This window comes from Sedimenticola hydrogenitrophicus, from assembly GCF_029017505.1.
Lineage (GTDB): Bacteria > Pseudomonadota > Gammaproteobacteria > Chromatiales > Chromatiaceae > Sedimenticola > Sedimenticola hydrogenitrophicus_A.
In genome coordinates this window covers 41,666-66,164 of sequence record NZ_JAQGEI010000025.1, presented here as the reverse complement: position 1 = coordinate 66,164, position 24,499 = coordinate 41,666, and the positions used below count along the sequence as shown (strand labels likewise).

The 24,499-nt window shown below is 60.3% G+C and carries 23 protein-coding genes; 12 read left to right on the top strand and 11 right to left on the bottom strand.

The window, feature by feature from the left end:
• Window positions 1–50 precede the first annotated feature (50 nt).
• Window positions 51–215: a rubredoxin gene (locus O9K64_RS15675; RefSeq protein WP_275099028.1), complete on the bottom strand. Its 165-nt coding sequence runs from the start codon at window positions 213–215 to the stop codon at window positions 51–53.
• Between the two features lie 45 nt (window positions 216–260).
• Complete coding sequence (locus tag O9K64_RS15670) at window positions 261–737, bottom strand: rubrerythrin family protein (protein WP_275099027.1); 477 nt, start codon at window positions 735–737, stop codon at window positions 261–263.
• Window positions 738–837: 100 nt separating this feature from the next.
• On the opposite strand from O9K64_RS15670, the gene O9K64_RS15665 reads away from it, so the two are divergent.
• From O9K64_RS15665 to boxB, 3 genes are all read left to right on the top strand, one after another.
• A complete protein-coding gene (locus tag O9K64_RS15665) occupies window positions 838–1,761 on the top strand; it encodes a hydrogen peroxide-inducible genes activator (protein ID WP_275099026.1) in 924 nt (307 codons plus the stop codon).
• A gap of 371 nt (window positions 1,762–2,132) precedes the next feature.
• Window positions 2,133–3,782 carry a 2,3-epoxybenzoyl-CoA dihydrolase gene (gene boxC, locus O9K64_RS15660; protein ID WP_275099025.1) on the top strand — a complete coding sequence of 550 codons (1,650 nt, stop codon included), beginning with the start codon at window positions 2,133–2,135 and terminating at the stop codon, window positions 3,780–3,782.
• 4 nt (window positions 3,783–3,786) lie between these two features.
• The gene (gene boxB / locus O9K64_RS15655) at window positions 3,787–5,253 is read left to right on the top strand and encodes a benzoyl-CoA 2,3-epoxidase subunit BoxB (protein WP_275099024.1); all 1,467 of its coding nucleotides are present in this window, start codon (window positions 3,787–3,789) and stop codon (window positions 5,251–5,253) included.
• Window positions 5,254–5,660: 407 nt separating this feature from the next.
• Here the strand turns inward: boxB and O9K64_RS15650 are convergent, their stop codons facing one another.
• The 3 genes from O9K64_RS15650 to O9K64_RS15640 form a co-directional block, all read right to left on the bottom strand.
• Entirely contained in the window at window positions 5,661–6,677 is a 1,017-nt protein-coding gene (locus O9K64_RS15650) for a thioredoxin family protein (protein ID WP_275099023.1), read from the bottom strand.
• A gap of 322 nt (window positions 6,678–6,999) precedes the next feature.
• Complete coding sequence (locus O9K64_RS15645) at window positions 7,000–8,709, bottom strand: bifunctional protein-serine/threonine kinase/phosphatase (RefSeq protein WP_275099022.1); 1,710 nt, start codon at window positions 8,707–8,709, stop codon at window positions 7,000–7,002.
• A 102-nt stretch (window positions 8,710–8,811) separates the two neighbouring features.
• Window positions 8,812–10,278, bottom strand: coding sequence for a NarK family nitrate/nitrite MFS transporter (locus O9K64_RS15640; protein WP_275099021.1), 1,467 nt, complete (start codon window positions 10,276–10,278; stop codon window positions 8,812–8,814).
• Between the two features lie 373 nt (window positions 10,279–10,651).
• Here O9K64_RS15640 and nirB point away from each other — a divergent pair, with 373 nt between their 5' ends.
• The 6 genes from nirB to O9K64_RS15610 all read left to right on the top strand — a co-directional run bounded on the left by nirB (window position 10,652) and on the right by O9K64_RS15610 (window position 16,733).
• Window positions 10,652–13,090: a nitrite reductase large subunit NirB gene (nirB, locus tag O9K64_RS15635; RefSeq protein WP_275099020.1), complete on the top strand. Its 2,439-nt coding sequence runs from the start codon at window positions 10,652–10,654 to the stop codon at window positions 13,088–13,090.
• A 1-nt stretch (window position 13,091) separates the two neighbouring features.
• Entirely contained in the window at window positions 13,092–13,415 is a 324-nt protein-coding gene (gene nirD / locus O9K64_RS15630) for a nitrite reductase small subunit NirD (RefSeq protein ID WP_275099018.1), read from the top strand.
• Window positions 13,416–13,640: 225 nt separating this feature from the next.
• Window positions 13,641–13,847: an AbrB/MazE/SpoVT family DNA-binding domain-containing protein gene (locus O9K64_RS15625; RefSeq protein WP_275099017.1), complete on the top strand. Its 207-nt coding sequence runs from the start codon at window positions 13,641–13,643 to the stop codon at window positions 13,845–13,847.
• On the top strand, window positions 13,844–14,227 hold the full coding sequence (locus O9K64_RS15620; protein ID WP_275099015.1) for a type II toxin-antitoxin system VapC family toxin: 384 nt from the start codon (window positions 13,844–13,846) through the stop codon (window positions 14,225–14,227). Before O9K64_RS15625 ends, O9K64_RS15620 begins: the two co-directional genes overlap by 4 nt.
• Before the next feature lie 907 nt (window positions 14,228–15,134).
• Window positions 15,135–16,085, top strand: a complete 951-nt coding sequence (locus O9K64_RS15615; RefSeq protein ID WP_275099014.1) for an NmrA/HSCARG family protein — start codon at window positions 15,135–15,137, stop codon at window positions 16,083–16,085.
• A gap of 360 nt (window positions 16,086–16,445) precedes the next feature.
• Entirely contained in the window at window positions 16,446–16,733 is a 288-nt protein-coding gene (locus O9K64_RS15610) for a HigA family addiction module antitoxin (protein WP_275099042.1), read from the top strand.
• 67 nt (window positions 16,734–16,800) lie between these two features.
• On the opposite strand, the gene O9K64_RS15605 is transcribed toward O9K64_RS15610, so the two are convergent.
• From O9K64_RS15605 to O9K64_RS15595, 3 genes are all read right to left on the bottom strand, one after another.
• Window positions 16,801–17,598, bottom strand: coding sequence for a DUF2182 domain-containing protein (locus O9K64_RS15605; protein ID WP_275099013.1), 798 nt, complete (start codon window positions 17,596–17,598; stop codon window positions 16,801–16,803).
• A 23-nt stretch (window positions 17,599–17,621) separates the two neighbouring features.
• Window positions 17,622–18,236 carry a DUF1326 domain-containing protein gene (locus O9K64_RS15600; protein ID WP_275099012.1) on the bottom strand — a complete coding sequence of 205 codons (615 nt, stop codon included), beginning with the start codon at window positions 18,234–18,236 and terminating at the stop codon, window positions 17,622–17,624.
• Between the two features lie 509 nt (window positions 18,237–18,745).
• Window positions 18,746–19,696, bottom strand: a complete 951-nt coding sequence (locus O9K64_RS15595) for a sensor domain-containing diguanylate cyclase (protein ID WP_275099011.1) — start codon at window positions 19,694–19,696, stop codon at window positions 18,746–18,748.
• Window positions 19,697–19,951: 255 nt separating this feature from the next.
• Here O9K64_RS15595 and O9K64_RS15590 point away from each other — a divergent pair, with 255 nt between their 5' ends.
• A complete protein-coding gene (locus O9K64_RS15590) occupies window positions 19,952–20,566 on the top strand; it encodes a carboxymuconolactone decarboxylase family protein (RefSeq protein WP_275099010.1) in 615 nt (204 codons plus the stop codon).
• On the opposite strand, the gene O9K64_RS15585 is transcribed toward O9K64_RS15590, so the two are convergent.
• Both O9K64_RS15585 and O9K64_RS15580 read right to left on the bottom strand, forming a co-directional pair.
• Window positions 20,545–21,189 carry a hypothetical protein gene (locus tag O9K64_RS15585; protein ID WP_305793163.1) on the bottom strand — a complete coding sequence of 215 codons (645 nt, stop codon included), beginning with the start codon at window positions 21,187–21,189 and terminating at the stop codon, window positions 20,545–20,547. The two genes, O9K64_RS15590 and O9K64_RS15585, sit on opposite strands and share 22 nt — an antisense overlap.
• 194 nt (window positions 21,190–21,383) lie before the next feature.
• Window positions 21,384–22,259, bottom strand: a complete 876-nt coding sequence (locus O9K64_RS15580) for an alpha/beta hydrolase (protein ID WP_275099009.1) — start codon at window positions 22,257–22,259, stop codon at window positions 21,384–21,386.
• 413 nt (window positions 22,260–22,672) lie between these two features.
• Between O9K64_RS15580 and O9K64_RS15575 the strand changes: the two genes are divergently transcribed.
• Both O9K64_RS15575 and O9K64_RS15570 read left to right on the top strand, forming a co-directional pair.
• A complete protein-coding gene (locus tag O9K64_RS15575) occupies window positions 22,673–23,128 on the top strand; it encodes a CBS domain-containing protein (protein WP_275099008.1) in 456 nt (151 codons plus the stop codon).
• A 137-nt stretch (window positions 23,129–23,265) separates the two neighbouring features.
• Complete coding sequence (locus O9K64_RS15570) at window positions 23,266–23,859, top strand: uracil-DNA glycosylase family protein (RefSeq protein WP_275099007.1); 594 nt, start codon at window positions 23,266–23,268, stop codon at window positions 23,857–23,859.
• On the opposite strand, the gene O9K64_RS15565 is transcribed toward O9K64_RS15570, so the two are convergent.
• Window positions 23,860–24,480 carry a riboflavin synthase subunit alpha gene (locus O9K64_RS15565; protein WP_275099006.1) on the bottom strand — a complete coding sequence of 207 codons (621 nt, stop codon included), beginning with the start codon at window positions 24,478–24,480 and terminating at the stop codon, window positions 23,860–23,862.
• Window positions 24,481–24,499 lie beyond the last annotated feature (19 nt).

Genomic DNA, 24,499 nt, shown 5'->3' with positions numbered 1-24,499 from the left:
CACCGCCGCAATCCGTTGCGGCGGCGTCAACCGGAGTAGCGGTTCCGTAATCAGATCTCCACCATCTCGAAGTCGGCCTTGGAGGAGCCACAGTCGGGGCACTCCCAGTCGTCGGGGATATCAGCCCAGCGGGTCCCGGCCGGGATGCCCTCCTCGGGCAGCCCCTTGGCTTCGTCGTAGATAAAGTCGCAGACAACACATTGATACTTTTTCATGCTCAATTCCTTCCCGTAAAAAATTCACTCAAGTTTGTTGTTATCTCAACCGCCGACCCGGTTCAGGGCGTCCCGATAGTGGTTGGCGTGCCGCTCCTCGATCTTGGCCAGGGCGTTGAAACGCTTGGCCGCGGTCTCCAGCAGCCTGGAAAAGCGCTCGGCGTGCTCGGCCGATTCGGCGATCTGCTCGTCCATCTCCCGCACCGCGGCGTGGTCCTTCTCCTCCAGGGCGGTGTGACGGAAGGCCGGGTACATCTCCGTATACTCGTATGTTTCACCCTCGATCGCCAGTTCCAGCATCTTCTCTACGGTTAATGACGCCTTGGGATAGAGCAGATCCAGGTGCCCGAAGGCGTGGGCGGTCTCCTGCTCGGCAGTCTTCTCGAACACCTCGGCCACCTCGGTGGCACCCAGCTGACGGCAGAGGCGGGCGAAGTAGAGATACTTGCGGTTGGCCATCGATTCGCCGGCAAAGGCGGCCTCAAGGTTTTTGACGGTTTGTGAAACGTTCTGTTCGATCATGGTCTTCTCCGGTGGTTGATTTCGATGGATGCAGGTTACCGAAAAGTGTAAATTCGTTCCAATTGAATTAAAAATTAAATTTAATTGGGAAAATCTATTTATGAATCTACCGACACTGCGCCAGCTCCATTACCTGGTCACCGTGGTGGAGCTGTGTCACTTCGGGCAGGCGGCGGAGCGCTGTTTCGTCACCCAGTCGACCCTGAGTACCGCCATCCAGGAGCTGGAATCGCTGCTCGGGGTGCAGCTGCTGGAGCGTACCAAGCGCAAGGTGATCCCCACCAAGCTCGGGATCGAGCTGGCGGACAAGGCGCGGCAGATCATCAGCCTGACCGAGTCCCTGGTACTGGACGCCCAGGTCGACCGCCAGCCGCTGAGCGGCGAGTTGCGCCTGGGGGTGATCCCCACCATCAGCCCGTTCCTGCTGCCCAAGGTGCTGCCGGGGGTGCGCGGCGGCTTCCCGGAACTGGAGCTCTACCTGCTGGAGGACCAGACCCAGAACCTGCTGGAGCGGCTGGCCGCCGGGGAGCTGGACTGCGCCATCCTGGCCCTGCCGTTCGACCTGGGCGGGTTGGAATACCGGGTGTTCTGGCAGGAGAACTTCCTGGTCGCCTTCCCGGACGATCACCCGCTGAGCCGGGGCGGCCCCATCGCTTCGCAGAAGCTGCCCGGCAATGAACTGCTGCTGCTGGAGAAGGGGCACTGCCTGCGCGACCACGCCCTGGCCGTCTGTCATATGAAGGCGATGGCCAAGCGGGCCACCTTCCAGGGCACCAGCCTCTACACCCTGGTGCAGATGGTGGCCGGGGGGCAGGGCATTACCTTCCTGCCGGAGATGGCGGTGGATGAGGATTTCCTGGCGCAGAACCCGATCGCCGTGCGTCCCCTGGCCGAAAAGGGACCGCATCGCGAGATCTGCCTGGTGTGGCGCGCCTCCTATCATCGCAAGGCGGATCTGGCCCTGCTGGCGGAGCGCATGCATGGGCTGCTGGCCGCTGCTTGCCGTCCGCCGGACGCGGGCTGAGCGGGCCTGACAACGGGGGCGGCGTCAGAAACTCAGGACCAGCGCGACCGCCCCTATCCGAACCACGGATCCACACGGATGGACACAGATGGGTTCAAGCTCCAGCCGGGCACAGGCATGTCCCTCACGCCTCCACCCACCTGCTGGACAGTTCGCTATCCGAAATCCGTGTCTATCCGTGTCCATCCGTGGTATTTCCGCAGTCATAGGGCGCCCCAGGGGCGCCGGCGAAACAATTCATCTCCTGCTGTAACCTATACATGCAATATATTGCATGAGAAAAAACGTGACAAATGTCATTTATTGCCATATCCTTAGTCAAACGGTATGAAATATAGTGCCCTTTACCTTTAGCAACGACGGGGATATCGATGATCAGTTTTCACACCAATCCAGCGGCATACCGGCATTGGCAGCTGGTTTTTGAGGGGCCGGTCGCGCGGCTCAGGATGAACGTCCGGGAGGATGGCGGACTGGTGCCGGGCTATGAGCTGAAGCTCAACTCCTATGACCTGGGGGTGGATATCGAGCTGTATGACGCTGTGCAGCGGCTGCGCTTCGAGCATCCCGAGGTAAAGGTGGTGATCCTGGAGTCGGCCAAGCCGACCGCCTTCTGCGCCGGGGCCAATATCCGCATGCTCGGCAGCTCCAGCCACGTGCACAAGGTCAACTTCTGCAAGTTCACCAATGAGACCCGCAACAGCATCGAGGACGCCAGCGAGTTCTCCGGCCAGCGCTACCTGTGCGCGGTGACCGGCACCGCGGCGGGCGGCGGCTACGAGCTGGCCCTGGCGGCCGATCACATCATGCTGATAGACGACGGCAACGCCTCGGTGTCGCTGCCCGAGGTGCCACTGCTGGCTGTGCTTCCGGGGACCGGTGGCCTGACCCGGCTGGTGGACAAACGCAAGATGCGCCGCGACCTGGCCGATGTCTTCTGCACCATCGAAGAGGGGGTGAAGGGGCAGCGGGCGGTCGATTGGCGGCTGGTGGATGAGGTGGTGGTCTCCTCCAAGTTCCAGGAGGCGGTGGCAGAACGGGCCCGGCAGATGGCCGGCGGCTCCGACCGGCCGGACCACGATCCGGGCATCGAACTGACCCCGCTGCGGATCGGCGGTGACGAGACCCAGCTGCACTACGACCACCTGGAACTGGTGGTGGACCGGCACGCCCGGGTGGCCACCCTGACCCTGAAGGGACCGGACGGGGCACCGCCCGCGGAGCTGGCGGAGGCCAAGCGGCAGGGCTGTGACTTCTGGCCCCTGGCCCTGGTCCGGGAGCTGGATAATGCCCTGCTGCATCTGCGCACCAACGAGCCGGAGACCGGTACCCTGATCTTCAAGACCCGGGGGGATGCCGCGCGGGTGGCCGCCTACGAGACGTTCCTGTTGCAGCACCGGGACGACTGGTTCATCCGCGAGGTGACGCTCTACCTGAAGCGCACCCTGAAGCGGATCGACTACACCTCGCGCAGCACCTTCGCCTTCGTCGAGCCGGGCAGCTGTTTCAGCGGCTTCCTGGCCGAGCTCCTGTTCGCGGTCGACCGCGGCTACATGCTGGAGGGGCAGTTCGAGGGGGACGACCGGCCGGCCCCGGAGATCCGCCTCTCCGCATTCAACTTCGGTCCCCTGCCCATGGGCAACGGGCTGTCGCGCCTGGAGACCCGCTTCCTGGGCGAGCCGGAGAGCCTGGAGCGGGCGAAATCACTGATCGGCGAGCCGCTGGCGGCGCAGGCTGCGGCCGCGGCCGGGCTGGTCACCTTCGCCCTGGATGACATCGACTGGCAAGACGATATCCGCTTCCTGCTGGAGGAGCGCGCCAGCTACTCGCCGGACGCGCTGACCGGGATGGAGGCAAACCTGCGCTTCGCCGGACCGGAGACCATGGAGACCAAGATATTCGGCCGCCTGAGCGCCTGGCAGAACTGGATATTCCAGCGACCCAACGCGGTCGGCGAACAGGGTGCACTGAAGTGTTTCGGCAGCGGCGAACGTCCACATTATGATCACAAAAGGGTGTAACACAATGAGCGAACAGACCACGGAAATGACCCCGACCATCGAAGTCAACTACGCGGACAAGATCCCCAACAATGTCAACCTGTCGGAGGATCGCCGCCTGCAGCGTGCCATGGAGAAGTGGCAGCCGGAGTTCATCGACTGGTGGAAGAGCATGGGTCCGGACGGCTTCCAGGAGGCGGAGGTCTACCTGCGCACCGCGGTCGGCGCCGATCCCAAGGGCTGGGCGGTATTCGACTACGTGAAGATGCCGGAGTACCGCTGGGGCATCCTGCTGGCGTCGAAGGAGGAGGGACGGGTGATCCCGTTCGGCAAGCACAAGGGCGAGCCCGCCTGGCAGGAGGTGCCGGGCGAGTACCGCGCCATGCTCAAGCGGCTGATCGTGATCCAGGGCGATACCGAGCCCGCCTCGGTGGAGCAGCAGCGCTACCTGGGCAAGACCTGCCCGTCGCTCTACGACCTGCGCAACCTGTTCCAGGTCAACGTGGAAGAGGGGCGCCACCTCTGGGCCATGGCCTACCTGTTGCAGAAGTATTTCGGCAAGGATGGCCGCGAGGAGGCCGAGGCGCTGCTCAACCGTCGCTCCGGCGACCAGGACAAGCCGCGCATCCTCGGCGCCTTCAACGAGAGGACCCCGGACTGGCTGTCGTTTTTCATGTTCACCTTCTTCACCGACCGAGACGGCAAGATGCAGCTGGAGTCCCTGGCCCAGTCCGGGTTCGATCCGCTGGCCCGCACCTGCCGCTTCATGCTCACCGAGGAGGCGCATCATATGTTCGTCGGTGAGTCGGGCGTGGCGCGGACCATCCGCCGCACGCTGGAAAAGATGCAGCAGGCCGGCATCAGCGATCCCAACGAGGTCGAGGCGGTGCGCGCCCTCGGCGTGGTGGACCTGCCGACCCTGCAGCGCAAGGTCAACTTCCACTTCTCGGTGACCCTGGACCTGTTCGGTGCCGAGGTCTCCACCAACGCCGCCAACGCCTTCAACGCCGGTATCAAGGGGCGCTACCGCGAAGACCGCCTGGAAGACGACCACCAGTTGCTTCACGACACCTACCCGGTATTGCGCTATCTGGATGGTGAGCTGAAAGAGGTTGAGGAACCGGCCCTGAATGCTATCAATGCGCGTCTACTGGACGACTACATCGCCGATGCCACCGCCGGCGTCAAGCGTTGGAACAAGGTGTTCGAGGGCAGCGGGGTGGATTTCGAGATCACGGTGCCGCACAAGGCGTTCAACCGCCGGGTGGGCGAGTTCTGCGAGGTGCATGTGGATCCCGAGGGCAACCTGCTCGGTGCCGAAGCGTGGCAGGCCCGGCGCGACCAGTGGCTACCCACCCAGGCCGACGAGGACTACCTGCTGAGCCTGATGAAGCCGGTGACCGAAAAAGGCAGGTACGCCGACTGGATCGCCTCGCCCAAGCAGGGCATCGACAAGAAGCCGGGCGATTTCGAGTACGTCGCCCTGAACTGACGCGATCCGCAAGATACACTCCCCAATTGGGCAGCCTCAAGGCTGCCCTTTTTTGTACAGGGGTAATTACTCACGGGGTGATAGACCTTCCTTGCCGGCGACGTGAATGGATTCACTAATGCCGCGGGGGCAGGGATGCCCAGGAGCGGCCTCACACGATGGCTTGTTTCCTCAAATCCGGCCCCATTTTCAGCGCCTGCCCAAACTCGCTTCGCTCAGACAAGGGCAGGCTTGAATCTGAAAAAGGGGCCGAATTCGAGGCGCCATCAAGATCGGCCAACAAGCCAGGCCAATCACTTGCAGACCGGGAGAGTAGTTACGTCCAGGGATGGACTTATGCCGCGAAGTCCATCGACGGTGGTATGTGCTGTGTTCTCGGGCAACCACGGGGGGTTGCCCCTACAGGGCTACTTCGACAGGTCGATGTTCTTGCCGCTCTCCAGGATCTCCGCCGTGCGTACGTTGAGATAGTCATAGAAACTGTTCGGGTACTGCTCGTAATGGCGTTCTCCGACGTAGCGCAGCATCTCCTGGAAATGGTAGCTGTAGAGCAGGCCATCGATACGGCTGATCTCCTTGCCCCGATCGAACAGCACGATCCCGGGCCGGTAAGTCAGTCCCAGCTGTTCGGCGAAGGCCCGGGGCGTGGACGGGTTTCCCGTCGGGTCGACGATCGGGTCGTCGGCGTTGGCGTCCAGCCGCACCAGGGTGAAGTTCTCCAGGATCTTCAGGGTCTTCGGGTCTCGCAGATGGCCATCATGCAGGTCGTCGCAGGCATCGCAACTGCGGTCCTCGAACAGCACCGCCAACGGCCGCTCGGCCGCCGACTGCAGGTCGCTGATCTGCCGCAGCATCGGGTGATCACGGAAGCGGTAGACCGGCGTGTCCTGCCGCTGTTCGATGAAACGGCTCAGGCTGGTGTTCAGGTACGCCTGTTGCTGTACATAGTCGAGGGCGTGTTTGAAGGCGGGGACCGAACGGTAGCCGTTCAGCCGCAGGACGGTCTGGTTCTCCTTGTTGAGGAACAGGATGGTGGGGGTGTAGCGCACCTTGAGCAGCCGCGCCAACTCCTTCTCGGTGACGCTGGTTTCGGCATCGAAGGCGACCTCCCGATCGCCCCTGATGTTGATTTCGATAACGTCGAAATTCTCCCGGATGAAGGGGGTGTAGGGGGCGTTGGCGAAGTTCTCATCGGCCATCCTGGCACAGTAGGGACATTCGTTCAGGTACATGAACAGGATTACGTGCCTGCCCGCCGCGGCGGCCTCGTCCACGTCGCTGGCAATGTCCAGGAAACTGTTCTTGAACCAGTCGGGGTGTTGGATCTGGGCGCCGCCGGTGAGTTTGCCCTGCTGGGCGGCGGCCTGCAGGCTGAACAGCGCACAGCAGATGAGCCAGATGACGGCAAGAAAGCGGTTATGCATGAGTTATTCCTCCGTTTACGGGTGTCTGGCCGGTATCCGGCTCCTTTTATAAATTTGTCTGGCGACGCCTCGCTGCCAAGTAGGACGTGGTGAGTAACACGAACCGCATCAACCCTAACCGCGAGGAGTGGTGCAGGTATGCACCGTTTACGGACCTGAGGATGGAATGGTGCGGTTCGCAGGCTCACCGGCACCCTACAGCCGGTTTCGTTTCCCGTTGAGCCTGTTTTGAGCCTCTCGTTCCCACGTTCCGCGCGGGAACGCATATGCGGGTGAGTAGTTACGCTGCGGGTACCATTATTGGCCAGCTTCCGGCACTTGTCTATCGGCCGCCGAGCCACAGCAGCAGGGTGGCGAGGTTGGCGATCACCAGCAGCGCGGCGAGGGTCTTCCAGAACGCCAGCGGGTGGCGCTCCAGTAGCGGCTTGGGTAGCTCGCTGATCAGTTGCGGATTCGGCCGGGTCATGTCCTGCAGGAACTCGGAGAGCACTTCGTAGCGTTTCTCCGGCAGCGGATGGGTCGCCTTGCGCAGGGCGCCATCGATCCAGGCGGGGATGGCGGGATTGTGTTCCCGGGCAGAGCGATAGCGCAGTTTGCGGGCCGGCAGCGGCTGCTCGTGGTCGCCATAGGGCAGGGTGCCGGTGAGCATCTCATAGGCGATGACGCCGAGCGAGAAGATGTCGGAACGGGGGCTCCCCGGGCTGCCCTCCAGATATTCGGGGGCGGTGTAGTTGATGGTGCCCAGCGGCACCTCGGGGGGGGTGTTATTCAACTCCTGCACCCCGGCGATCCGGGTCGAACCGAAATCGATGATCTTCAGCACGCCGTTCTTGTTGATCAGTATATTGTCCGGCTTCAGGTCCTGATGCACCATCTCCATGCGGTGGAATGCGCGCAGACCGCTGACGATCTGGCTCAGGCAGTCGCGCATCTGTTCCAGGTCCATCCGGCCCAGGTCATCCATGCGCTGGCGCAGGGTCTGCCCCTCCAGGTATTCGGTGATGTGATAGAGGAAGCGCCGGCGCCCCGGCGGGTGCACCTTGAGTACATGGGGATTGTTGATGCGGCGGCCGATCCACTCCTCGTTGAGAAAGCCGTTGAGAAATTCCGCGTCGTCATTGTAGTTGACCGAGGGGGTCTTCAACGCCACCTGCTCACCGGTCTCGCCGTTGATTGCGAGATAGACTTCGCTGCGTTTGCTGGCGTGAATCTCGCGCACAATCTCATAACCGTCGATGTTCATGCCGGGCAGCAGATTGGGCGGAAACGGCAGTTCCGCCACGCGCTGCAGGATGTCGTCCATCTGTTCGTCGGGCAGTGAGATCACCCGCAGCAGCTGGCAGGTGACGTTGTCGCTGCTGCCCTGCTCCAGGGCGCTGGTGGTGATCGCCTTGGCCGCCTGCTGCAGATTGCCCCGGTGTTCCCGGAGCAGCTTCTGCAACTGCCGGTCGGTGAGGAAATCGTGCACGCCGTCGGTGGAGAAGAGCAACAGGTCGTCCGGATTGAGGGCGATGGAGCGGTAGTCGATCTCCAGGTGGCTGTCGATGCCCATGGCCCGGGAGAGCAGGTCCTGGTCCTTGGAGACCCAGACCCGGTGATCCTGGGTCAGCTGTTCCAACCGCTGTTCGCGATAGAGATAGATGCGGCTGTCGCCGACATGGAACAGATGGGCGGTGGTGGAGCGGACGACCGCCACGCTGAGTGTCGTCACCATCCCCTTGGGTGAATCGTAGCGGCTCTGGCCCTGGCCGCAGAGCCAGGTGTTCAGGGCGCCGAGGATCTTGCTGGCGGAGGTCTTGACGCTCCAGGATTCGGGGGTGCTGAAGTAGTCGTTGAGAAAGCCGGTGACACAGATCTGGCTCGCCTCGTGGCCTCCCTCGCTGCTGCTCATGCCATCGGCGATGACCGCCGCCACACCCTTGCTCAACAGCAGGTCGTCCGCCGGGATGCGGGCGTCCGCCGCATCCGCGTTCGGCGACTTGGCACCAGCCTCGGTGCAGCAGGCGTAATCGATTTCAAGTGTGCTCGGCATCGGGACTCCTGAGCTTCATCAATCGGGGCTGCGATTCGCCACCGCGGTGGCGCGCGCCCGATCCGATCCGCGATGGCGGTCGAATCGGGCGCGGCCGGGTGGTCAGCCGACGTCGATCATCTGCACCGTGCCGTCCGGCATCACCTCGGCGGTCTGGCCTTCCGGCTCGTCCAGGAGCTGTACCGCCGCCAGCGTGATCACCGCGGCACCGGCAATCACCAGGAAGAACAACTGCGGCGTGACGAACGAGAACACCGTCAGGAACAGCACCGCCCCTACATTACCATAGGCGCCCGCCATCCCGGCCACCTGACCGGTCATGCGCCGCTTGACCAGCGGCACGATGGCGAACACCGCGCCCTCGCCCGCCTGTACGAAGAACGAGCAGGCCATGGTGGCGAGTACCGCCAGGGCGATGGGCCATGCGGAGGTGATGCTGCTCAGCACCAGATAGCCGACCGCCAGTCCGCCGATCAGGAAAGTCAGGGATTTTTTGCGCCCGAAGCGGTCGCTGAACAGCCCGCCGATGGGCCGGGCCAGCAGGTTCATGAAGGCGAAACCGGAGGCGAGCAGCCCGGCCTGTACCAGGGAGAGATCGAAGGTCTCCTTGAAGAACAGCGGCAGCATGGAGACCACGGCCAGCTCGGAGCCGAAGGTGACCAGATAGGCTACATCCAGGATCGCCACCTGTTTGAATTTATAGCGGTGGAGCTCGGGCACGGCCTCCTTGAACACATGGCTGTTGATGCGCCACACCTGTGAGGCCTGGTAGAGATAGAGCAGCACCAGCCCGGCATAGATGAGATAACTGACCGTGTCGTTCAGCAGGCCGAGATTGGACGGGCTCAGTTTCCATGCCAGTAGCGCCAGCGCGGCATACATGGGGATGTTCATCAGCAGGTAGAAGAAGAAGTCGCCCCTGCTGGTGACTTCCATGGCGCCGGTTTTCTTTGGTTTGAAATAGGTCGAACCCTTGGGTGTGTTGCGCGCCAGTTTGTAGTAGATGAACGCGTAGACCAGGGTGATGACACCGGTGCTGGCAATCGCATAGCGCCAGCCTTCATCGCCACCGTACAGCAAGGCGATGGTGGGCAGCGCCAGGGCCGCGGCCGCCGAGCCGAAATTGCCCCAGCCGCCGTAGATCCCTTCGGCCAGCCCCACCTGGCGGGCGGGGAACCACTCGCCGATCATGCGGATGCCGATGACAAATCCAGCGCCGACAAAACCCAGCAGGAAGCGGCTGATCGCCAGGGTCACGAACGAATCGGCCAGCGCAAAGGCGAAACAGATAAAACTGGAGATGAACAGCAGGGCGGAGTAGACGATGCGCGGTCCCAGCTTATCCACCAGCATGCCGATAATGATGCGTGCCGGGATGGTCAGGGCGACGTTCAGAATCAGCAGCGCCTTCACCTCCTGGGCGGTGAGCCCCAGGGTCTGCTGGATCGACGCCAGCAACGGGGCGTGATTGAACCAGACCATAAAGGAGAGGAAAAAGGCGAACCAGGTGAGATGCAATGTGCGGACCTTACCGCTGAAGGAAAAGAGGTTTAACTTGCTTTCTGACATCGGGATGCTCCGGGGATTAACAGTGTTGGCCTGTCTATAGCATTGCCCGTGCCAAATCTATAAGTTATTGAATATAAATGCAAAAAACTAGAATTATTGAGATGTGTCAACGATTCGCGCACTCGAAAAGTGCAAGTAAAAAATCCCTTGCCCGGTTTCTGGTCATTTTTTGCCCGGCCGTTTTTGGCTGCCATATTTCAGTGCACACAACCCATTTTCGGCACCAGATTGAATCATCTCCAGGTGGGATAAAATCCCGCCTTTGCCGGTAAAACGGCGCCGTTAACGCACTCCCCGCAAGTTGGCATAGCGGTTGCAGACAGGGGATCAAGGATTTGACGGTTGATCCAACCGATGCGTTAAGAGGCAAAATATGAAAGAACGATTGGTATTGATAGGAAACGGCATGGCGGGCGTGCGCACCCTGGAGGAGCTGCTCAAGCTGGAGCCGGACAAATACGAGATCACGGTGTTCGGTTCCGAGCCTCACCCGAACTATAACCGGATTCTGCTCTCGCCGGTGCTGGCGGGAGAGAAGAAGTTTGATGAGATCGTCCTGAACAAACGGGAGTGGTACCAGCAGCACGACATCACCCTGCATGCCGGTTCGCCGGTGGTGGAGATCAACCGGGTCAAGCGCAAGGTGCTCGCGGCCGATGGCACGGAGGCCGCGTATGACCGGCTGCTGCTGGCCACCGGTTCCTCTCCTTTTATTATTCCCGTCCCGGGTGCGAACCTGGAAGGCGTCATCAGCTTCCGCGATATCCATGATGTGGAGCAGATGCTGGCGGCATCGCGCCAGTACAAACGCGCCGTGGTCATCGGCGGCGGCCTGCTCGGACTGGAGGCCGCCAATGGCCTGATCAAGCAGGGCATGGAGGTCTCGGTGGTCCATCTCATGGAGACCCTGATGGAACGCCAGCTCGATGCCGCGGCAGGCGCCATGTTGAAACGTTCGCTGGAAGAGAACGGCATGCACTTCCTGATGGGCGCGCAGACCGATGCGATCCTGGGCGAGGAGCGGGTTACCGGCGTGCGTTTCAAGGATGGCTCTGAGGTCAAGGCCGACCTGGTGGTGATGGCGGTGGGCATCCGTCCCAATATCGAACTGGCCAAACAGGCCGGGCTCTATTGCGAGCGTGGTGTGGTGGTGAACGACACCATGCAGACCTACGATCCGCGCATCTATGCCTTGGGCGAATGCGTGCAGCACCGTGACACCTGCTACGGCCTGGTGGCACCGCTGTTCGAACAGGCCAAGGTGTGTGCCAACCACCTCGCCGAACTGGGTTACGGGCGCTATGAAGGCTCGGTCACCTCCACCAAACTCAAGGTGACCGGCATCGAGCTGTTCTCCGCCGGTGATTTTCACGGTGACGAGCAGACCGAAGAGATCGTGTTCCAGGATCAGGCCGGCGGTACCTACAAGAAACTGGTGATCAAGGACAACCGCATCAGTGGTGCGGTGCTCTACGGCAATACCGTGGACGGCGCCTGGTACTTCCAGCTGATGCGCGAGGGTACCGATATCTCCGACATGCGCGAGAGCCTGCTGTTCGGCGAGGCGGCGCATCTCGGCAGCTCTGGTCACGGCGGCCAGTCCAAGGCCTCGGCCATGGGCGACGAGGCGCAGGTGTGCGACTGCAACGGCGTCTGCAAGGGCGATATCGTCAAGGCGATCACCAGCGAGGGACTGTTCACCGTGGACGACGTGAAGGCCCACACCAAGGCCGGCGCCTCCTGCGGATCCTGCATCGGCCTGGTGGAACAGATCCTTGCCAACACCCTGGGCGGCGACTATTCGGCGCCGGAGGCCAAGCCGATCTGCGCCTGTACCGACTTCACCCACGACCAGGTGCGCTCCACCATCCGTGAGTATGAACTGATCGACAAGCAGGCGGTATTCGACAAGATGGATTGGCGTACCCCGGACGGTTGTCACGTCTGTCGCCCGGCTATCAACTATTACCTGATCTCGGCCTGGCCGGGCAAGGCGCAGGATGACGCCCAGTCCCGTTTCGTCAATGAGCGGGTGCACGGAAATATCCAGAAAGACGGCACCTTCTCGGTAATCCCTCGCATCCTGGGCGGCAGGACGACGCCCGATGAATTGCGCGCCATCGCCGACGCGGCGGATAAATTCAATGTCGGCGAAGTCAATCTGACCGGCGGCCAGCGCATCAACATGCTGGGGGTGAAGAAGGAGGACCTGCCGGCCATGTGGGCGTTCCTCACCGAGCGGGGCATGCTCTCCGGCCACGCCTACGGCAAGGCGCTACGCACGGTCAAGACCTGTGTCGGCTCCACCTGGTGCCGCTTCGGTACCCAGGACTCCACCGGACTCGGCATCAAGCTGGAGGAGATGACCTGGGCCTCCTGGATGCCGCACAAATTCAAGATGGCGGTCTCCGGCTGTCCGCGCAACTGCGCCGAGGCCACGATCAAGGATTTCGGCGTGGTCTGTGTCGACTCCGGTTACGAGCTGCATATCGGCGGCAACGGCGGCGTCAAGGTACGCGCCACCGATGTCCTCTGCCGTGTCACCACCGAGGAAGAAGTGATGGAGCACTGCGCCGCCTTCATCCAGCTCTACCGGGAAGAGGCGCGCTATCTGGAGCGCACCGCGCCCTGGATCGAGCGGGTCGGCCTCTCCGATATCAAAAAACGTATTGTTGAAGATGTGCGCGGCAGAAAGGCACTGTATGCCCGCTTCCTGGAATCCCAGGAGGTGGCGCAGCACGATCCCTGGACCGCGCGCGCCAAGGGGGCCGAGGCCCACGAGTTCACCCCGATAAAACAGATAGGAGAGTGATATGTCCGCAGTACTGAGTGAAAAGTGGGTGGAGATCGGCAACCTGGACGAGATACCCAAACTGGGTTCCCGCGTGGTCCGCACCGCATCGGATGAGATCGCCATCTTCCGTGCGGCGGATGACCGTGTGTTTGCCCTCTCCAACCGCTGCCCGCACAAACAGGGTCCCCTCTCCGAGGGTATCCTGCACGGCCACCGCGTCACCTGTCCGCTGCACAACTGGGTGATCGAACTGGAAAACGGCCAGGCGGTCGCCCCCGACGTGGGCTGTGCCAAAAGTTACCCGGTACGCCTGGAAGGGGAGATGATCCTGTTGGCTATCTGATGCCGCAATCCGGTAAAGCTGGATTAGCCGTCTGCCACCACCTCTGTGGAGCGCCCGGGTAACGGCCGTGTTGTTTGAAGAATGGCGCAGGGAAGCGCCATTTAGGGATCTGCGACCTGATAGCGACCTGATAGGGTCAGGTCTTGATCCTTGATCGATCTGCTTGATCACCCTTATCGATAGGTATATTGTAATACAATACTTCTATCGATGAGGGATCGTCTTATGACCGCTGTAACTGTATCACCCAAGTATCAGATAGTTATTCCTAAAGAGATTCGGGATTCCATGGGTATTGTGTCCGGTCAGAAGGTCCAGATTTTGACCTATCAGAACCGGATAGAGCTGATACCCCTCAAGCCAATGCGTGAAATGAAGGGTTTTCTGAAAGGGATAGACACGGACGTTGCAAGGGATGAAGATCGCGTATGAACGTTGTGGACTCATCCGCCTGGTTGTCATTCTTCGCGGGTGACAAGAATGCCTCTCTATTTGCCGAGGCAATTGAAGCCACAGACAAGTTATTGGTGCCGAGCATCACGATTACAGAAGTATTCAAAAATATACTCCGCCAGCGCGATGATGAGTCTGCATTGACCGCGATCGCTCACATGAAAGAAGGCAGAGTAGTTTCGCTCGACTCAGAGCTCGCGATAGATGCTGCAAACTTTGGTGTGCTTCATAAGCTGCCGTTGGCCGACAGTATTATTTTCGCAACCGCCAAAAAATATCGTGCAACACTTTGGACGCAGGATAATGACTTTAAAGGGCTGCCAAACGTCAAGTACTTCACAAAGGCAAAGAGCACATAACGGGCTGCTGGCGGGGCGCCGTCGGTCCATTGACCAGGGGCTGTCGTCCCGGCGGAATGATATCCCACCGGAAACCAGCACCGGAAACCAGCACGGACACGGAAACCAAGCAGAGAAACCAGGGAAGCCAGGACAACATTCATTGAGCGATTATTTGGCGCTGGTAGACTGGCCCGGTGGGGGAGTGCGGGAAGACAAACGGGGTGCGATTCCCTCGGGCGTACCACCTACCGCATTACCAGGGTTCATCGTTACTATGGGTGGCTCCGACTTCCAGCCTTCACCGCCCGCTTCCTCGTTTTTACACTTGTCCACGGGTGCGCCCCTCCTTGCGCGCCGATGACTGGATCTCCTTGGTTACCGCACATTCTCAGTGTCAGGCTCGACGCGGCCTTGGAACCCCGGGGAGTACCCACCAGACTCGCCGTACCGCCCGGTGGGTTGTTGCCTGCCAGAGGGTCAAACCCGTCGGCACTCTCCATTTGATTTTCTCGGGGCTTTGCGCCTTCAGGGTCGGCTCAGCCCGTTACCTTTGCACCTCGCCTGCTTTCGTACCTACGCATCAACCGTACCGTTACCGCTACGGCTGCAAGGCTCGATACCGGGCACGTGGCTAGCGCTTACCCGGGCGGGAGTCTCACCCGCTAGAATGTGCGGCATTGCCAAGCCGCTGCTGACCCCAAATATCCCAAATATCCCAAATATTCAAGCAGTTAAATAGACCCCGCTGCGGCGGGGTTTCTTATGTCAGATTAAGGGCGAAAGCAGACGATCCGATCAATAGAGCCAACACCATTTTATTATTGTTTAAGGTATGCGGAGTGACTATACTCTTTCAGAGATCGGTCGGTGATTTATCGTCTCCACAGACCATAAATTCTTAGACATATGACATCCGGAGGTCAACATGGCTGAGAAAAAAATCATAGCAGTAATGGGTGCAACGGGTGCTCAAGGTGGCGGCCTGGCGCGTGCGATCCTGGCGGATAATGGATCAGAGTTTGCTGTGCGTGCGATCACGCGTAAACCGGACTCTGATATGGCCAGGAGGTTAGCCGATGCTGGCGCCGATGTGGTGGTGGCCGACATGGATGACCAGGACAGCCTGGAAAAAGCTTTTGCCGGTGTCTACGGTGCGTTCTGTGTCACGAATTTCTGGGAACATTTTTCGGCAAGGAAAGAAGGTGAACAGGCAACCGCAATGGCACGAGCCACGAAACAGGCGGGAGTTGAGCATGTTATCTGGTCGACGCTGGAAGACACCAGGTTGCGCATACCGCTGGATGATAATCGACTGCCAACATTACAGGGTGAGTACAAGGTACCGCATTTTGATGGCAAAGGCGCAGTAGACCATGTGTTCGAGTCGGAAGCGGCACCGACAACATTCCTGATGGCGGCCTTCTATTGGGAGAACTTCATCTATTTTGGTATGGGACCAAGGAAGGGTGATGACGGCAACATGGTGCTGGCGATGCCTCTCGGTGGTGTCAAACTGCCCGGTATCGCCGCTGAGGATATTGGCAAGTGTGCCTATGGCGTGTTTCGCCGCGGCACCGACATGGTTAGACAACGCGTTGGTATTGCCGGTGAGATCCTGTCCGGTGCAGAGATGGCGGCGAAGTTCACAACTGCGCTTGGTCAGCGCGTGAATTTTTACGATGTTCCGTTCGATGACTACCGCGCCATGGGTTTCCCCGGTGCAGAGGATCTCGGCAATATGTTCCAGTACCAAGCGATACTTGGTGAAGAATTTCTCACCAGTCGTAATCCCGAGCTATCGCGATCTTTGAATCCCGAGTTGCTTTCATTTGATAGCTGGCTTGCTGCCAACGGAAAGCACATCCCGCTCGAGTAGTGTGGTGTATTCATAAAAGGCGATTGAAAACGCGAACACGAGCAACCGGGCACGAACAACTGGGGACAGACCAGAATGGCACTTACTTAAGCCAAGAAACACCGTCTTCCCGGCGCAGGCCGGAATGACGAAAATCCTGCAATTCGCCTTAAGTAAGTGCCATTCGAGTGCCATTCGGTGCCATTCGGGACAGACCACGGTTTCCCCCTGTGACTTCCCGGATGGTTCCTACATCAACTTACGAGGAATCGCCAAGAAACCTGGTCAGTAAGGGTGAGCGGCAGCTGGCGTGTGACATTTCGTTTCAATGGAGTACACGCAGAGGTCGTTGATTAGGAAGATTATCTTTGAGGCTTTAGCATATTAATGCACAGCTCTCCGCATCCCGGTGAAATCATCAAAGCGCTTTGCATTGGGCCGCTCGGGCTATCTGTAACTGAGGCGGCGAAGGGGCTCGGCGTCAGTCGCAAAATGCTTTCAAGCATTATTAATGGAAAATCAGGTATTAGCCCAGAAATGGCGGTTCGCCTATCTATTGCGTTTAATACTTCCTTCGAAAGCTGGCTGAATCAGCAAACACAATACGATCTTTGGCAAGCCGAGCAACATCGGAGCGAATTGCAGGTGAAGCGCCTGTCGGCTGCGTGAAAACACATAAAATCACATGCAGTCGGACTTGGACATGCCCCGCTAATACGGCCACCCAATAGCTTGATCAGAAGCTGGAGACGAGCATGCCGGCACCGGTCAACAGTAGTCCGATACCAGCCAGGTGACCGATAAGTCGTCCCGGTGGCAGCAGCTTTTCGACCAGCACGAAGCCGGCAATCAGTGCCACCCACAGCAGGTTCATGACACCGGCGACGAATAGCAACAACATCAAAGCCCAGCAACAACCGACACAGTAGAGGCCATGCTCCATTCCCATGCGGAAGGCGCCCAGGCTGCCCGGGCGCCAGTGCATGAGAAACAGGGCCAGGGGGCTGCGGCATTTATCGAGACAGGCGCGCTTCAGGGGCAACCACTGGTAGAGTCCCGCAAGTATGAGCAGTGCCGCGCTGAACCAGACGCTGGTCGATGCCAGCATCGGACTCAGCAGGCGTCCGCTCTCGAACGTCGCCTGCAGCAGCGTGGCGCCCAGGCTGAACAGCGACCAGATCGCAAGATAGCCGGCACTGAAAACCCAGGCCGAGGGCAGCGGGGAGGTTGTTTGACGGTTTCGTGCCAGCCGGCCGTAGAGCAGAATGGCCGGTGTTGCGCTGGGTAGCATCATGCCCACCATCATCACCGCCCACATGAGAAAGGTGAGCAGCAGTACCCCCGCGTGCCAAGGCACGGTACCCGCATCCGCCGCCATGGCGTCGGCTTCCATGCCGTCGCCGGGTGCGGACATCGGCGCCATCGGTCCGGCGTCGATCCACAGGTAGAGCCACGCCAGCAACGTCAGGGACAACAGGCTGGCGAGGATCAGCCGGCGGTCACGCCGGGTAGTACCAAGCCCTGGACTGGCCATCGACGAAGTTGCCGGTGCCTGGGTCAGGAAGCCCAGGAGAAGGGCGCGAAATGGCCGTTGCGCAGCCCGCTGCTGTCCTCCCAGTCGATGCCGAAGGCGTGGAAGCGGCTGTGGGTGGCTTGGGCCAGGGCGAGCCTGGATGAGACGGGATGGGCCACGTTCTCCAGGTACAGCGTATCGCCCTCCTTGACCGCGCTGGGTATGCCGCTGAGGGCCTGGTCAATCAGTTCCCCGGCGGTGACGTGGCGATCCATGCCTTCCATCTCGAAGCGTATTGGTCGTTTCTCGATGCCGGCGATCTCGCTGACCAGCGGTGCCAGGGCCGCCATGGGGCCGCCCGCCTCACCCGAGGCGATCCCGGTGATGGCATTGCTCTGCGCCTCATCGGCATTCTCGTCAATAATGAGGCCAACCTTGATGTTCCCTTCAATCATCGGGCCCGGAGAGCGCATCAGTACGATGAATGCCAGGCCGTCCAACTTTATTCCGTCTTTCTGCCCCTGGTCGATCCGCATGGCGATTGCCGCCTTGCAGTCGCCCTCGGTGGGCTGTGCCGTCAGGTTGGTGCCAATGCAGGGGCAAATAAAATTGCAGTTGCAGGTTTCCATGTATTGTCCTTCGATCTGCCAGTTTGCCATCTCAGCCTCCCTCTATTCGTTGATTGATTCCGGTTTGAGGTCGCAGTCGGTCGGTACCCAACAATGGCCACTTCCCTGTCGTCTGCCTGCTTTCCATTCGGCCGGCTGTCACCGCTCCTCCTGTGCCACAGCGCCAACGCGAAAAGAGTATAGTTCAGCCCAGGGCTGGCGGTTTGCTAAGTAACCATTGACTATAAGCGGTTTGCCGGGTGTCCGGAGAAGTAGGATGCCGGTGAGGCACGAACCGCATCAATCATCGGATAAATGATGCGGTTCACAAGCTCACCGGCATCCCTACGCAATGGGTCTGTTCGTGTTCATTTGGGTTTGTTCCATCCTTAGATCGGTAAACGGTGCATTGCATCCTCGGCTCCGTTATCGGTACATCCCTGTACCACTCCTCTTGCACCACTCCTCGCGGCTAAGGTTGCCCCTGATGACGGCTGAACTGGATGGGTAATCAGGGATTATTTTTTGGCGCCAAAAAACCGTGGCGGGGCCATGGCCGGTTAGCAGCAGGCGACGCGGTTTCTGCCGTCCCGCTTGGCTTGGTACAGGGCCTGATCGGCGCGGCGGACCACCTCTTCAACGCGCTCGTCACGCGCGGTCAAGGCGGTCATTCCGATACTGGTGCTGACCCTTATCCGCAGTCCCTGGTAGTTGAACTGGTGCTGTTCCACGGTGGCGCGAATGCGTTCCGCCACAGCGCGCGCCGCTGCCTGTGCGGTCTCCGGCAGCAGAATACAGAACTCCTCGCCGCCCCAGCGGGCAACGATATCAATGGCGCGCAACTGCTCCCGAACCAGTTCCGAGACCGCTTTCAGGACATAGTCACCGGCATCATGGCCGAAATGGTCATTGATCGCCTTGAAGTGATCCAGGTCAAGCAGCAGCACCACGCTGTGGCTCGGGTAGCGCTCCTTGCGCATCAGCTCCGACTGGAAATATCTATGGAAATAGTGACGGTTGCCGAGGCCGGTCAAAAAGTCGTGGCTGGCCTGCTCCTGCAGCATCCTTTCCAGTTTTTTGGTGTCGCTGATATCGATCATGTAACCTGACCAGATGGCGGGCTGGTCACCGACCGGTGGATTGCGCTTGGATGAAATACGGATCCATTTTTCACCGCCGCAAGGCAAAATCGCCCGCACATCCATGAGGAACAGGTCGGACTCCCGGTTGGCCTCCTGGTCGGCCCGCTGGAAATCGGGCAGATCTTCCGAGTGGACCATGTCCCAGAACTTGCTCATGTCCTCGACGAACTCCGCGGGCGGGACACCGAGCAGTTCGAGCGAATAGGCGCTACAGTAGAGGCAGTGACTGACACCCTGCGGATCGATGATGTAGTCGTACAGCATCGCCGGGACATTGCTGGTGAACCTGTCGAAGCGGTCTGCTTTCGCCTGTAATTCCCGGAGCGATTCATCCGGGGGCGTGGGGGGGTGATTGGGAGCTTTATTCATCGGTGTCTGCAGGGTATCCGATTTCTCATGATCAAGGGTGGTTTTGCAACAACCGCCGGGCCGGTCGGCACCCGCCTCAAGCCCCCTAAAACGGGTAAGCCCGATCGGGCTCGTCGCTCCTTGTCAGGTTCAGGGAGATCGTAACAAATCGAGACTGAATTCGATATGCGCAACGCGGTCGTGCCGCGGATGTCCAATACTCCGCCCAGCGACCTCCGGTTGCGTTACGTCCAACAGACTGCAAGAGTATCAATAATGAGAATATCGACTAAGCCATTAAATGCCTATCCCTGGATATTGCGACCTTTTTTCTGGAACCAGAAAAGAAAGTACGGGGAAGTCCTCAACCCCGGCCTGCTCTGGGCCAGGGTGCCCAGGTTGTTCGCCACCGTGGCGATGCTCTATGGGGCGCTGGATCGCAAGGGTTCCCTGGTGGATCCAGCGCTTCGCTCCCTGGTGACGGTCCGGGTATCCCAGATCAACTGGTGTAAATTCTGTGTCGATATCAATTCGGCGACCCTGGCCCGGCGCGCCGGTTCGTTTGACAAAGTGGTGGCGCTCGACCAGTGGCGTGAGAGCGACCTGTTCGATGAGCGGGAGAGGGTGGCGCTCGAATATGCCGAGGCGATGACCTGTTCGGATCGGCAGGTGAGCGATGAGTTGATGCAGCGGTTGAAGGGCTTTCTTGACGAGGATGGGATTGTCGAACTGACCGGCCTGATCGCGTTCCAGAATATGTCCAGCAAGTTCAACAGCGCCCTGGACGTCCCGCCGCAGGGTTTCTGTAAGATCCCCCAGGCACCGCCGGCGTCAGCCGGCCCCGGCGATGTCTCGGGTCAGTCTTCGGATCAGTCGGCGGCGAAGCAGTAGAAGTAACCGTTGCCGCCGGTCTTCGGCAGGTCATCCTTGCCGCAGCCGCGCGTCGGATGGGCCGAGCTCCAGGAGGTGTTGCCGCCACCATGCCGGTCATGGTGCCCCACCTGGGCGCTGCCCTCGCTATTGCTGGTCCAGTTGTTGCAGGTATGGTCGGCCTCGTCCGGGAAGTAGGCGGTGCCGTCATCCTGGGTCCCGGTCAGGATGTCATGCTCGTTGGGCTTGTCGTAACGGCCCTTGATCCGGTTGCCGTTCTCATCCAGTGCCGTCTCCAGGGTGATCTTGTTGTTGTACAGGTGCAGGTCGGTGAGATTGGCGCCGATCAGCATGCCGCGGGCGTTGTACCAGGGGCCGTTGCCGATTCGCTCCCGGGCAAAAATGCCGCGCTTGTCCTTCTCCTCGGTACTGAGATAGGCGCGCCACTCCCGCTCGCCGGCACCGGCGGCGCTGGCCAGCTTCTGGCAGTGGGCGTCGGCGCCGGCCAGACCGCCCAGGTTGGCGCCATCGCCCATGCCGACGCTGGTGACGAAAAAGCCCATCGGGCGCTGTTCCGCGGCCAGCGGGAATGATCCGCAAAGGGCGCCGATTCCAAGCAGCAGTGCAATGGTTTTGCGTTGCATTGTTATCTCCTCCGTTGATTATTTTTCAGGACCCATCGGTCCGCCACACAGGTTCAGTGTAGTAACGGACTTTATCTCCCGCCAGCAAAATGTCCTCCATTCATGTGCTTCGATCGCTTGGCTTGAGGGGTTTTGCACGCCTCCCCGATAACGACGACAACTGAAAGTGAGGCGGGCTGTGCCCCTGCCATCGACTAGCGCGGCGGCAGGGTCGCGAATCCCTGCCGCTGTAGAAAGCGCACCAATTCGTGACCGTGTTGCTCGATCTGGTCGACCGAATCGTGTTCAGCCTGGTCGATTTCGAGCAGGGTCAGATGGGCCTCGGGACAACCCTGCACGATCGCCCTCGCGTCTTCCACGGGTACGGTGCTATCCGCTCGACCATGCACCAGCAGAATGGGACAGGCGATGCGGCACACCGTGCTGATGGGCGCGATGTCGCTGAAGCGATGTCCGATAATCCATTGCACATAGTTCAGGATGAAGGCCATGATTGGCCCGGGCAGGTGAAACCGCCGCAGGTAGCGTTGCATCATCCATTGCGGATGGGCGAAGGCCGACAGGCTGATGGCGGCGTCAATATCGTTGCGCCGTGAGGCCGCCAGCAGCACGGCACCCGCACCGACGGAGTGCCCCAGCAGCGCCAGCCTTTGGGTGCGCCCGGGATGCTCGCGCCGCAGCCAATCGATGGCATGCTCCATATCTTCGGCAAAGCGGGGCAGGGAGGAGAAGGTGTCGGCGTCGCTGTTGCCATGATTACGCGCATCGAGCAACAGCACGTTTATTCCGGCCGCATGGAATGGTAACGCCAGGGGCAGCATCAACTCGGCATTGCCGCCCCAGCCATGCAGGATGATGATACTGCTGTCGGCTCCCGCAACCGGGAGTAGCCAGGCAAAGAGACGTTTTCCCGAAACCGTCGGAATAGGTACGGATTCATAGGCCAGACCGAGGTCAGCGGGTGTCCTCCGCTCGCGGATGCGGGGTGCCCGAAAACCCAGGTGCAGGGCGGCCAGGAGCAGGCTGGTCAGGAGTGCCAGGGTGATGGCAACGGCAATTGCATAGGTCATTTATTAGTCATTCTTGTCAGCAACGAATGGCGACGTCGGGCCATTCAATCCCTGCGTCCGGAGATGTGTGCGGACGCGCCAGGAGCGCGGCCGATTCTCATGTCGTGTTTGTTGTACGCACAATATTAGAGTATCAGGATAAATTGTGGCGCGTCCCTGTTTATGCCTGCATAAGGATAAACCGGTGGACAAGGAGGTGAAAAATCAGCGAATACTAGGCGCTACCACGGTTCGGTTGCGGGTGAGACAGTTTGGCGGATCGGCTATTATCATTTCACATGTTGTGTTGACCATAGTACGCCACTGTCGGCAATGAATAATAATTAGAGTAGTGATCTACCGGGCCTGGTTGCACTATTCGACTGACGTTGTGCCAAATCTTGGAGGATGAAGCTATGCAGGTTAAAGAGATAATGACCAAGTCCCCACGGACGGTGACATCTGAAACCGGTCTGCTGGAAGTGGTGTCGCTGATGTGCCTCTATCGCTACAGCGGTCTGCCGGTGATGGAGGGCGAGAAGATGGTCGGCTTTATTGCCGAGAAGGATGTGTTCCATCGCCTGTTTCCGACCCTGGAAGATATGATGGCGGATGGGCTGGGCGCCGGGGATTACTCCGGCATGATGGACAAGTACAAGGATGTGGTGAACCTCAAGGTGGCCGATCTGATGTCCACCGATGTGATCACCGTGTCACCCAATCAGCACATCCTGCAGGCCGCCACTACCATGGTGCGGCACAAGTTCCGCCGTATTCCGGTGGCCGAAGGGGGTGTGCTGCAGGGCATGCTGAGTCTGGGTGATGTGCACAAGGCGATCTTCCAGGCCAATATTGCCGGGGCCAACAAGGCGGCGGTGATCGGGGTGTGACGCGCTGTTTCAAAGCGCATTCAACGGGGGATGAGGGGATTGGCATCGGTGGTTTTTCGTTGGCGTCCCCTCGTCACTACACATTTCCCCGCCCAGTTGTTATCGTCGACGGGTACTTCCTGGTGGAGACCCGCGGCATGTCCAAGCAGTGTTTCAGCAATCTCATACAACAGGTCAGCGACTGCACGCTCTGTGCCGAGCACCTGCCGCTGGGTCCGAATCCCGTATTCCGCGCCGATCCCCGGGCGCTGATCCTGGTGGCCGGACAGGCCCCGGGGCGGCGCGTGCACGAGACCGGCATTCCATTCAATGACCCCAGCGGGGATCGGCTGCGAAGCTGGATGGGGCTGGATCGGGAACAGTTTTACGATGTGAGCCGGGTGGCCATCCTGCCGATGGGCTTCTGCTATCCGGGCACCGGCAAAAGCGGCGATCTGCCGCCGCGTCCCGAGTGCGCCCCGCAGTGGCGTGAGCAGTTGCTGGCGCAGTTGCCGCGTATCCGGCTGGTGCTGGCCATCGGCCAGTATGCCCAGGCCTGGCACCTGGGAACGGATCGCAAGACCAATCTGACTGAGACAGTACGGCACTGGCGGGACTACTGGCCCGCGCTGCTGCCGCTGCCCCACCCGAGTCCGCGCAACAATCGCTGGCTGAGCCAGAATCCCTGGTTCGAGGCGGAGGTGATCCCGCTGTTGCAGCAGCGGGTCGGGGAGCTGATGGCCGGCGGCTGATCAGTCGTTTTTTCCGGCCTGATCGGCCAGCACCCGCTCCACCGTATCCACGATCGCCTGGGTCTGGGGATCGATCTCGATATTGACCAGCTCCTGTTCCTCGCGAAACCCCAGATTGGTCCGTTCCAGCGTCTCGGGAATCAGGTTGACGCAGAAGTCGCCACCGTCCACCTCGCCGATGGTCAGGCTGATGCCGTCGATGCCGATGTAGCCCTTGGTGAAGAGATAGCGGCGATACTCCGCCGGCAGCCGGAACCAGACCTGGCGGTTGTTTTCGCTGCGGATGATCCGGGTAATCGGCGCCATGCAGAGGATATGTCCGGACATGGCATGCCCGCCGATCTCGTCGCCGAAGCGCGCCGCCCGTTCAATATTGACCCGGTCGCCCGGCTTCAGCAGCCCCAGGTTGGTGACCCGCAGGGTCTCCTGCATCAGGTCGAACGAGACCCGGTCGCCGTCGATTCGGGTGACCGTCAGGCAGCAGCCGTTGTTGGCCACCGAGGCCCCAGGCTCCAGGCCGGCGAGCCGCTCCGGCGGCAGGCGCAGGGTGTGGCTACGAAACTGTGGTTTCTCCTCGATGGCGACCACCTCGGCGGTCCCCTGGACGATCCCGGTAAACATCTGACGACTCCAGCGGTTG

Excerpts from the sequence above, each read along its gene's own strand:
- O9K64_RS15640 (WP_275099021.1), bottom strand. The coding sequence starts at position 10,278 with ATGTCAGAAAGCAAGTTAAACCTCTTTTCCTTCAGCGGTAAGGTCCGC.
- O9K64_RS15575 (WP_275099008.1), top strand. The coding sequence starts at position 22,673 with ATGACCAAGTCCCCACGGACGGTGACATCTGAAACCGGTCTGCTGGAA.
- O9K64_RS15620 (WP_275099015.1), top strand. The coding sequence starts at position 13,844 with ATGAACGTTGTGGACTCATCCGCCTGGTTGTCATTCTTCGCGGGTGAC.
- O9K64_RS15615 (WP_275099014.1), top strand. The coding sequence starts at position 15,135 with ATGGCTGAGAAAAAAATCATAGCAGTAATGGGTGCAACGGGTGCTCAA.
- O9K64_RS15675 (WP_275099028.1), bottom strand. The coding sequence starts at position 215 with ATGAAAAAGTATCAATGTGTTGTCTGCGACTTTATCTACGACGAAGCC.
- O9K64_RS15565 (WP_275099006.1), bottom strand. The coding sequence starts at position 24,480 with ATGTTTACCGGGATCGTCCAGGGGACCGCCGAGGTGGTCGCCATCGAG.
- boxB (WP_275099024.1), top strand. The coding sequence starts at position 3,787 with ATGAGCGAACAGACCACGGAAATGACCCCGACCATCGAAGTCAACTAC.
- nirB (WP_275099020.1), top strand. The coding sequence starts at position 10,652 with ATGAAAGAACGATTGGTATTGATAGGAAACGGCATGGCGGGCGTGCGC.
- O9K64_RS15670 (WP_275099027.1), bottom strand. The coding sequence starts at position 737 with ATGATCGAACAGAACGTTTCACAAACCGTCAAAAACCTTGAGGCCGCC.
- O9K64_RS15650 (WP_275099023.1), bottom strand. The coding sequence starts at position 6,677 with ATGCATAACCGCTTTCTTGCCGTCATCTGGCTCATCTGCTGTGCGCTG.
- O9K64_RS15605 (WP_275099013.1), bottom strand. The coding sequence starts at position 17,598 with ATGGCCAGTCCAGGGCTTGGTACTACCCGGCGTGACCGCCGGCTGATC.
- O9K64_RS15665 (WP_275099026.1), top strand. The coding sequence starts at position 838 with ATGAATCTACCGACACTGCGCCAGCTCCATTACCTGGTCACCGTGGTG.
- boxC (WP_275099025.1), top strand. The coding sequence starts at position 2,133 with ATGATCAGTTTTCACACCAATCCAGCGGCATACCGGCATTGGCAGCTG.
- O9K64_RS15580 (WP_275099009.1), bottom strand. The coding sequence starts at position 22,259 with ATGACCTATGCAATTGCCGTTGCCATCACCCTGGCACTCCTGACCAGC.
- O9K64_RS15645 (WP_275099022.1), bottom strand. The coding sequence starts at position 8,709 with ATGCCGAGCACACTTGAAATCGATTACGCCTGCTGCACCGAGGCTGGT.
- O9K64_RS15595 (WP_275099011.1), bottom strand. The coding sequence starts at position 19,696 with ATGAATAAAGCTCCCAATCACCCCCCCACGCCCCCGGATGAATCGCTC.
- O9K64_RS15600 (WP_275099012.1), bottom strand. The coding sequence starts at position 18,236 with ATGGCAAACTGGCAGATCGAAGGACAATACATGGAAACCTGCAACTGC.
- nirD (WP_275099018.1), top strand. The coding sequence starts at position 13,092 with ATGTCCGCAGTACTGAGTGAAAAGTGGGTGGAGATCGGCAACCTGGAC.
- O9K64_RS15585 (WP_305793163.1), bottom strand. The coding sequence starts at position 21,189 with ATGCAACGCAAAACCATTGCACTGCTGCTTGGAATCGGCGCCCTTTGC.
- O9K64_RS15590 (WP_275099010.1), top strand. The coding sequence starts at position 19,952 with ATGAGAATATCGACTAAGCCATTAAATGCCTATCCCTGGATATTGCGA.
- O9K64_RS15625 (WP_275099017.1), top strand. The coding sequence starts at position 13,641 with ATGACCGCTGTAACTGTATCACCCAAGTATCAGATAGTTATTCCTAAA.
- O9K64_RS15570 (WP_275099007.1), top strand. The coding sequence starts at position 23,266 with ATGTCCAAGCAGTGTTTCAGCAATCTCATACAACAGGTCAGCGACTGC.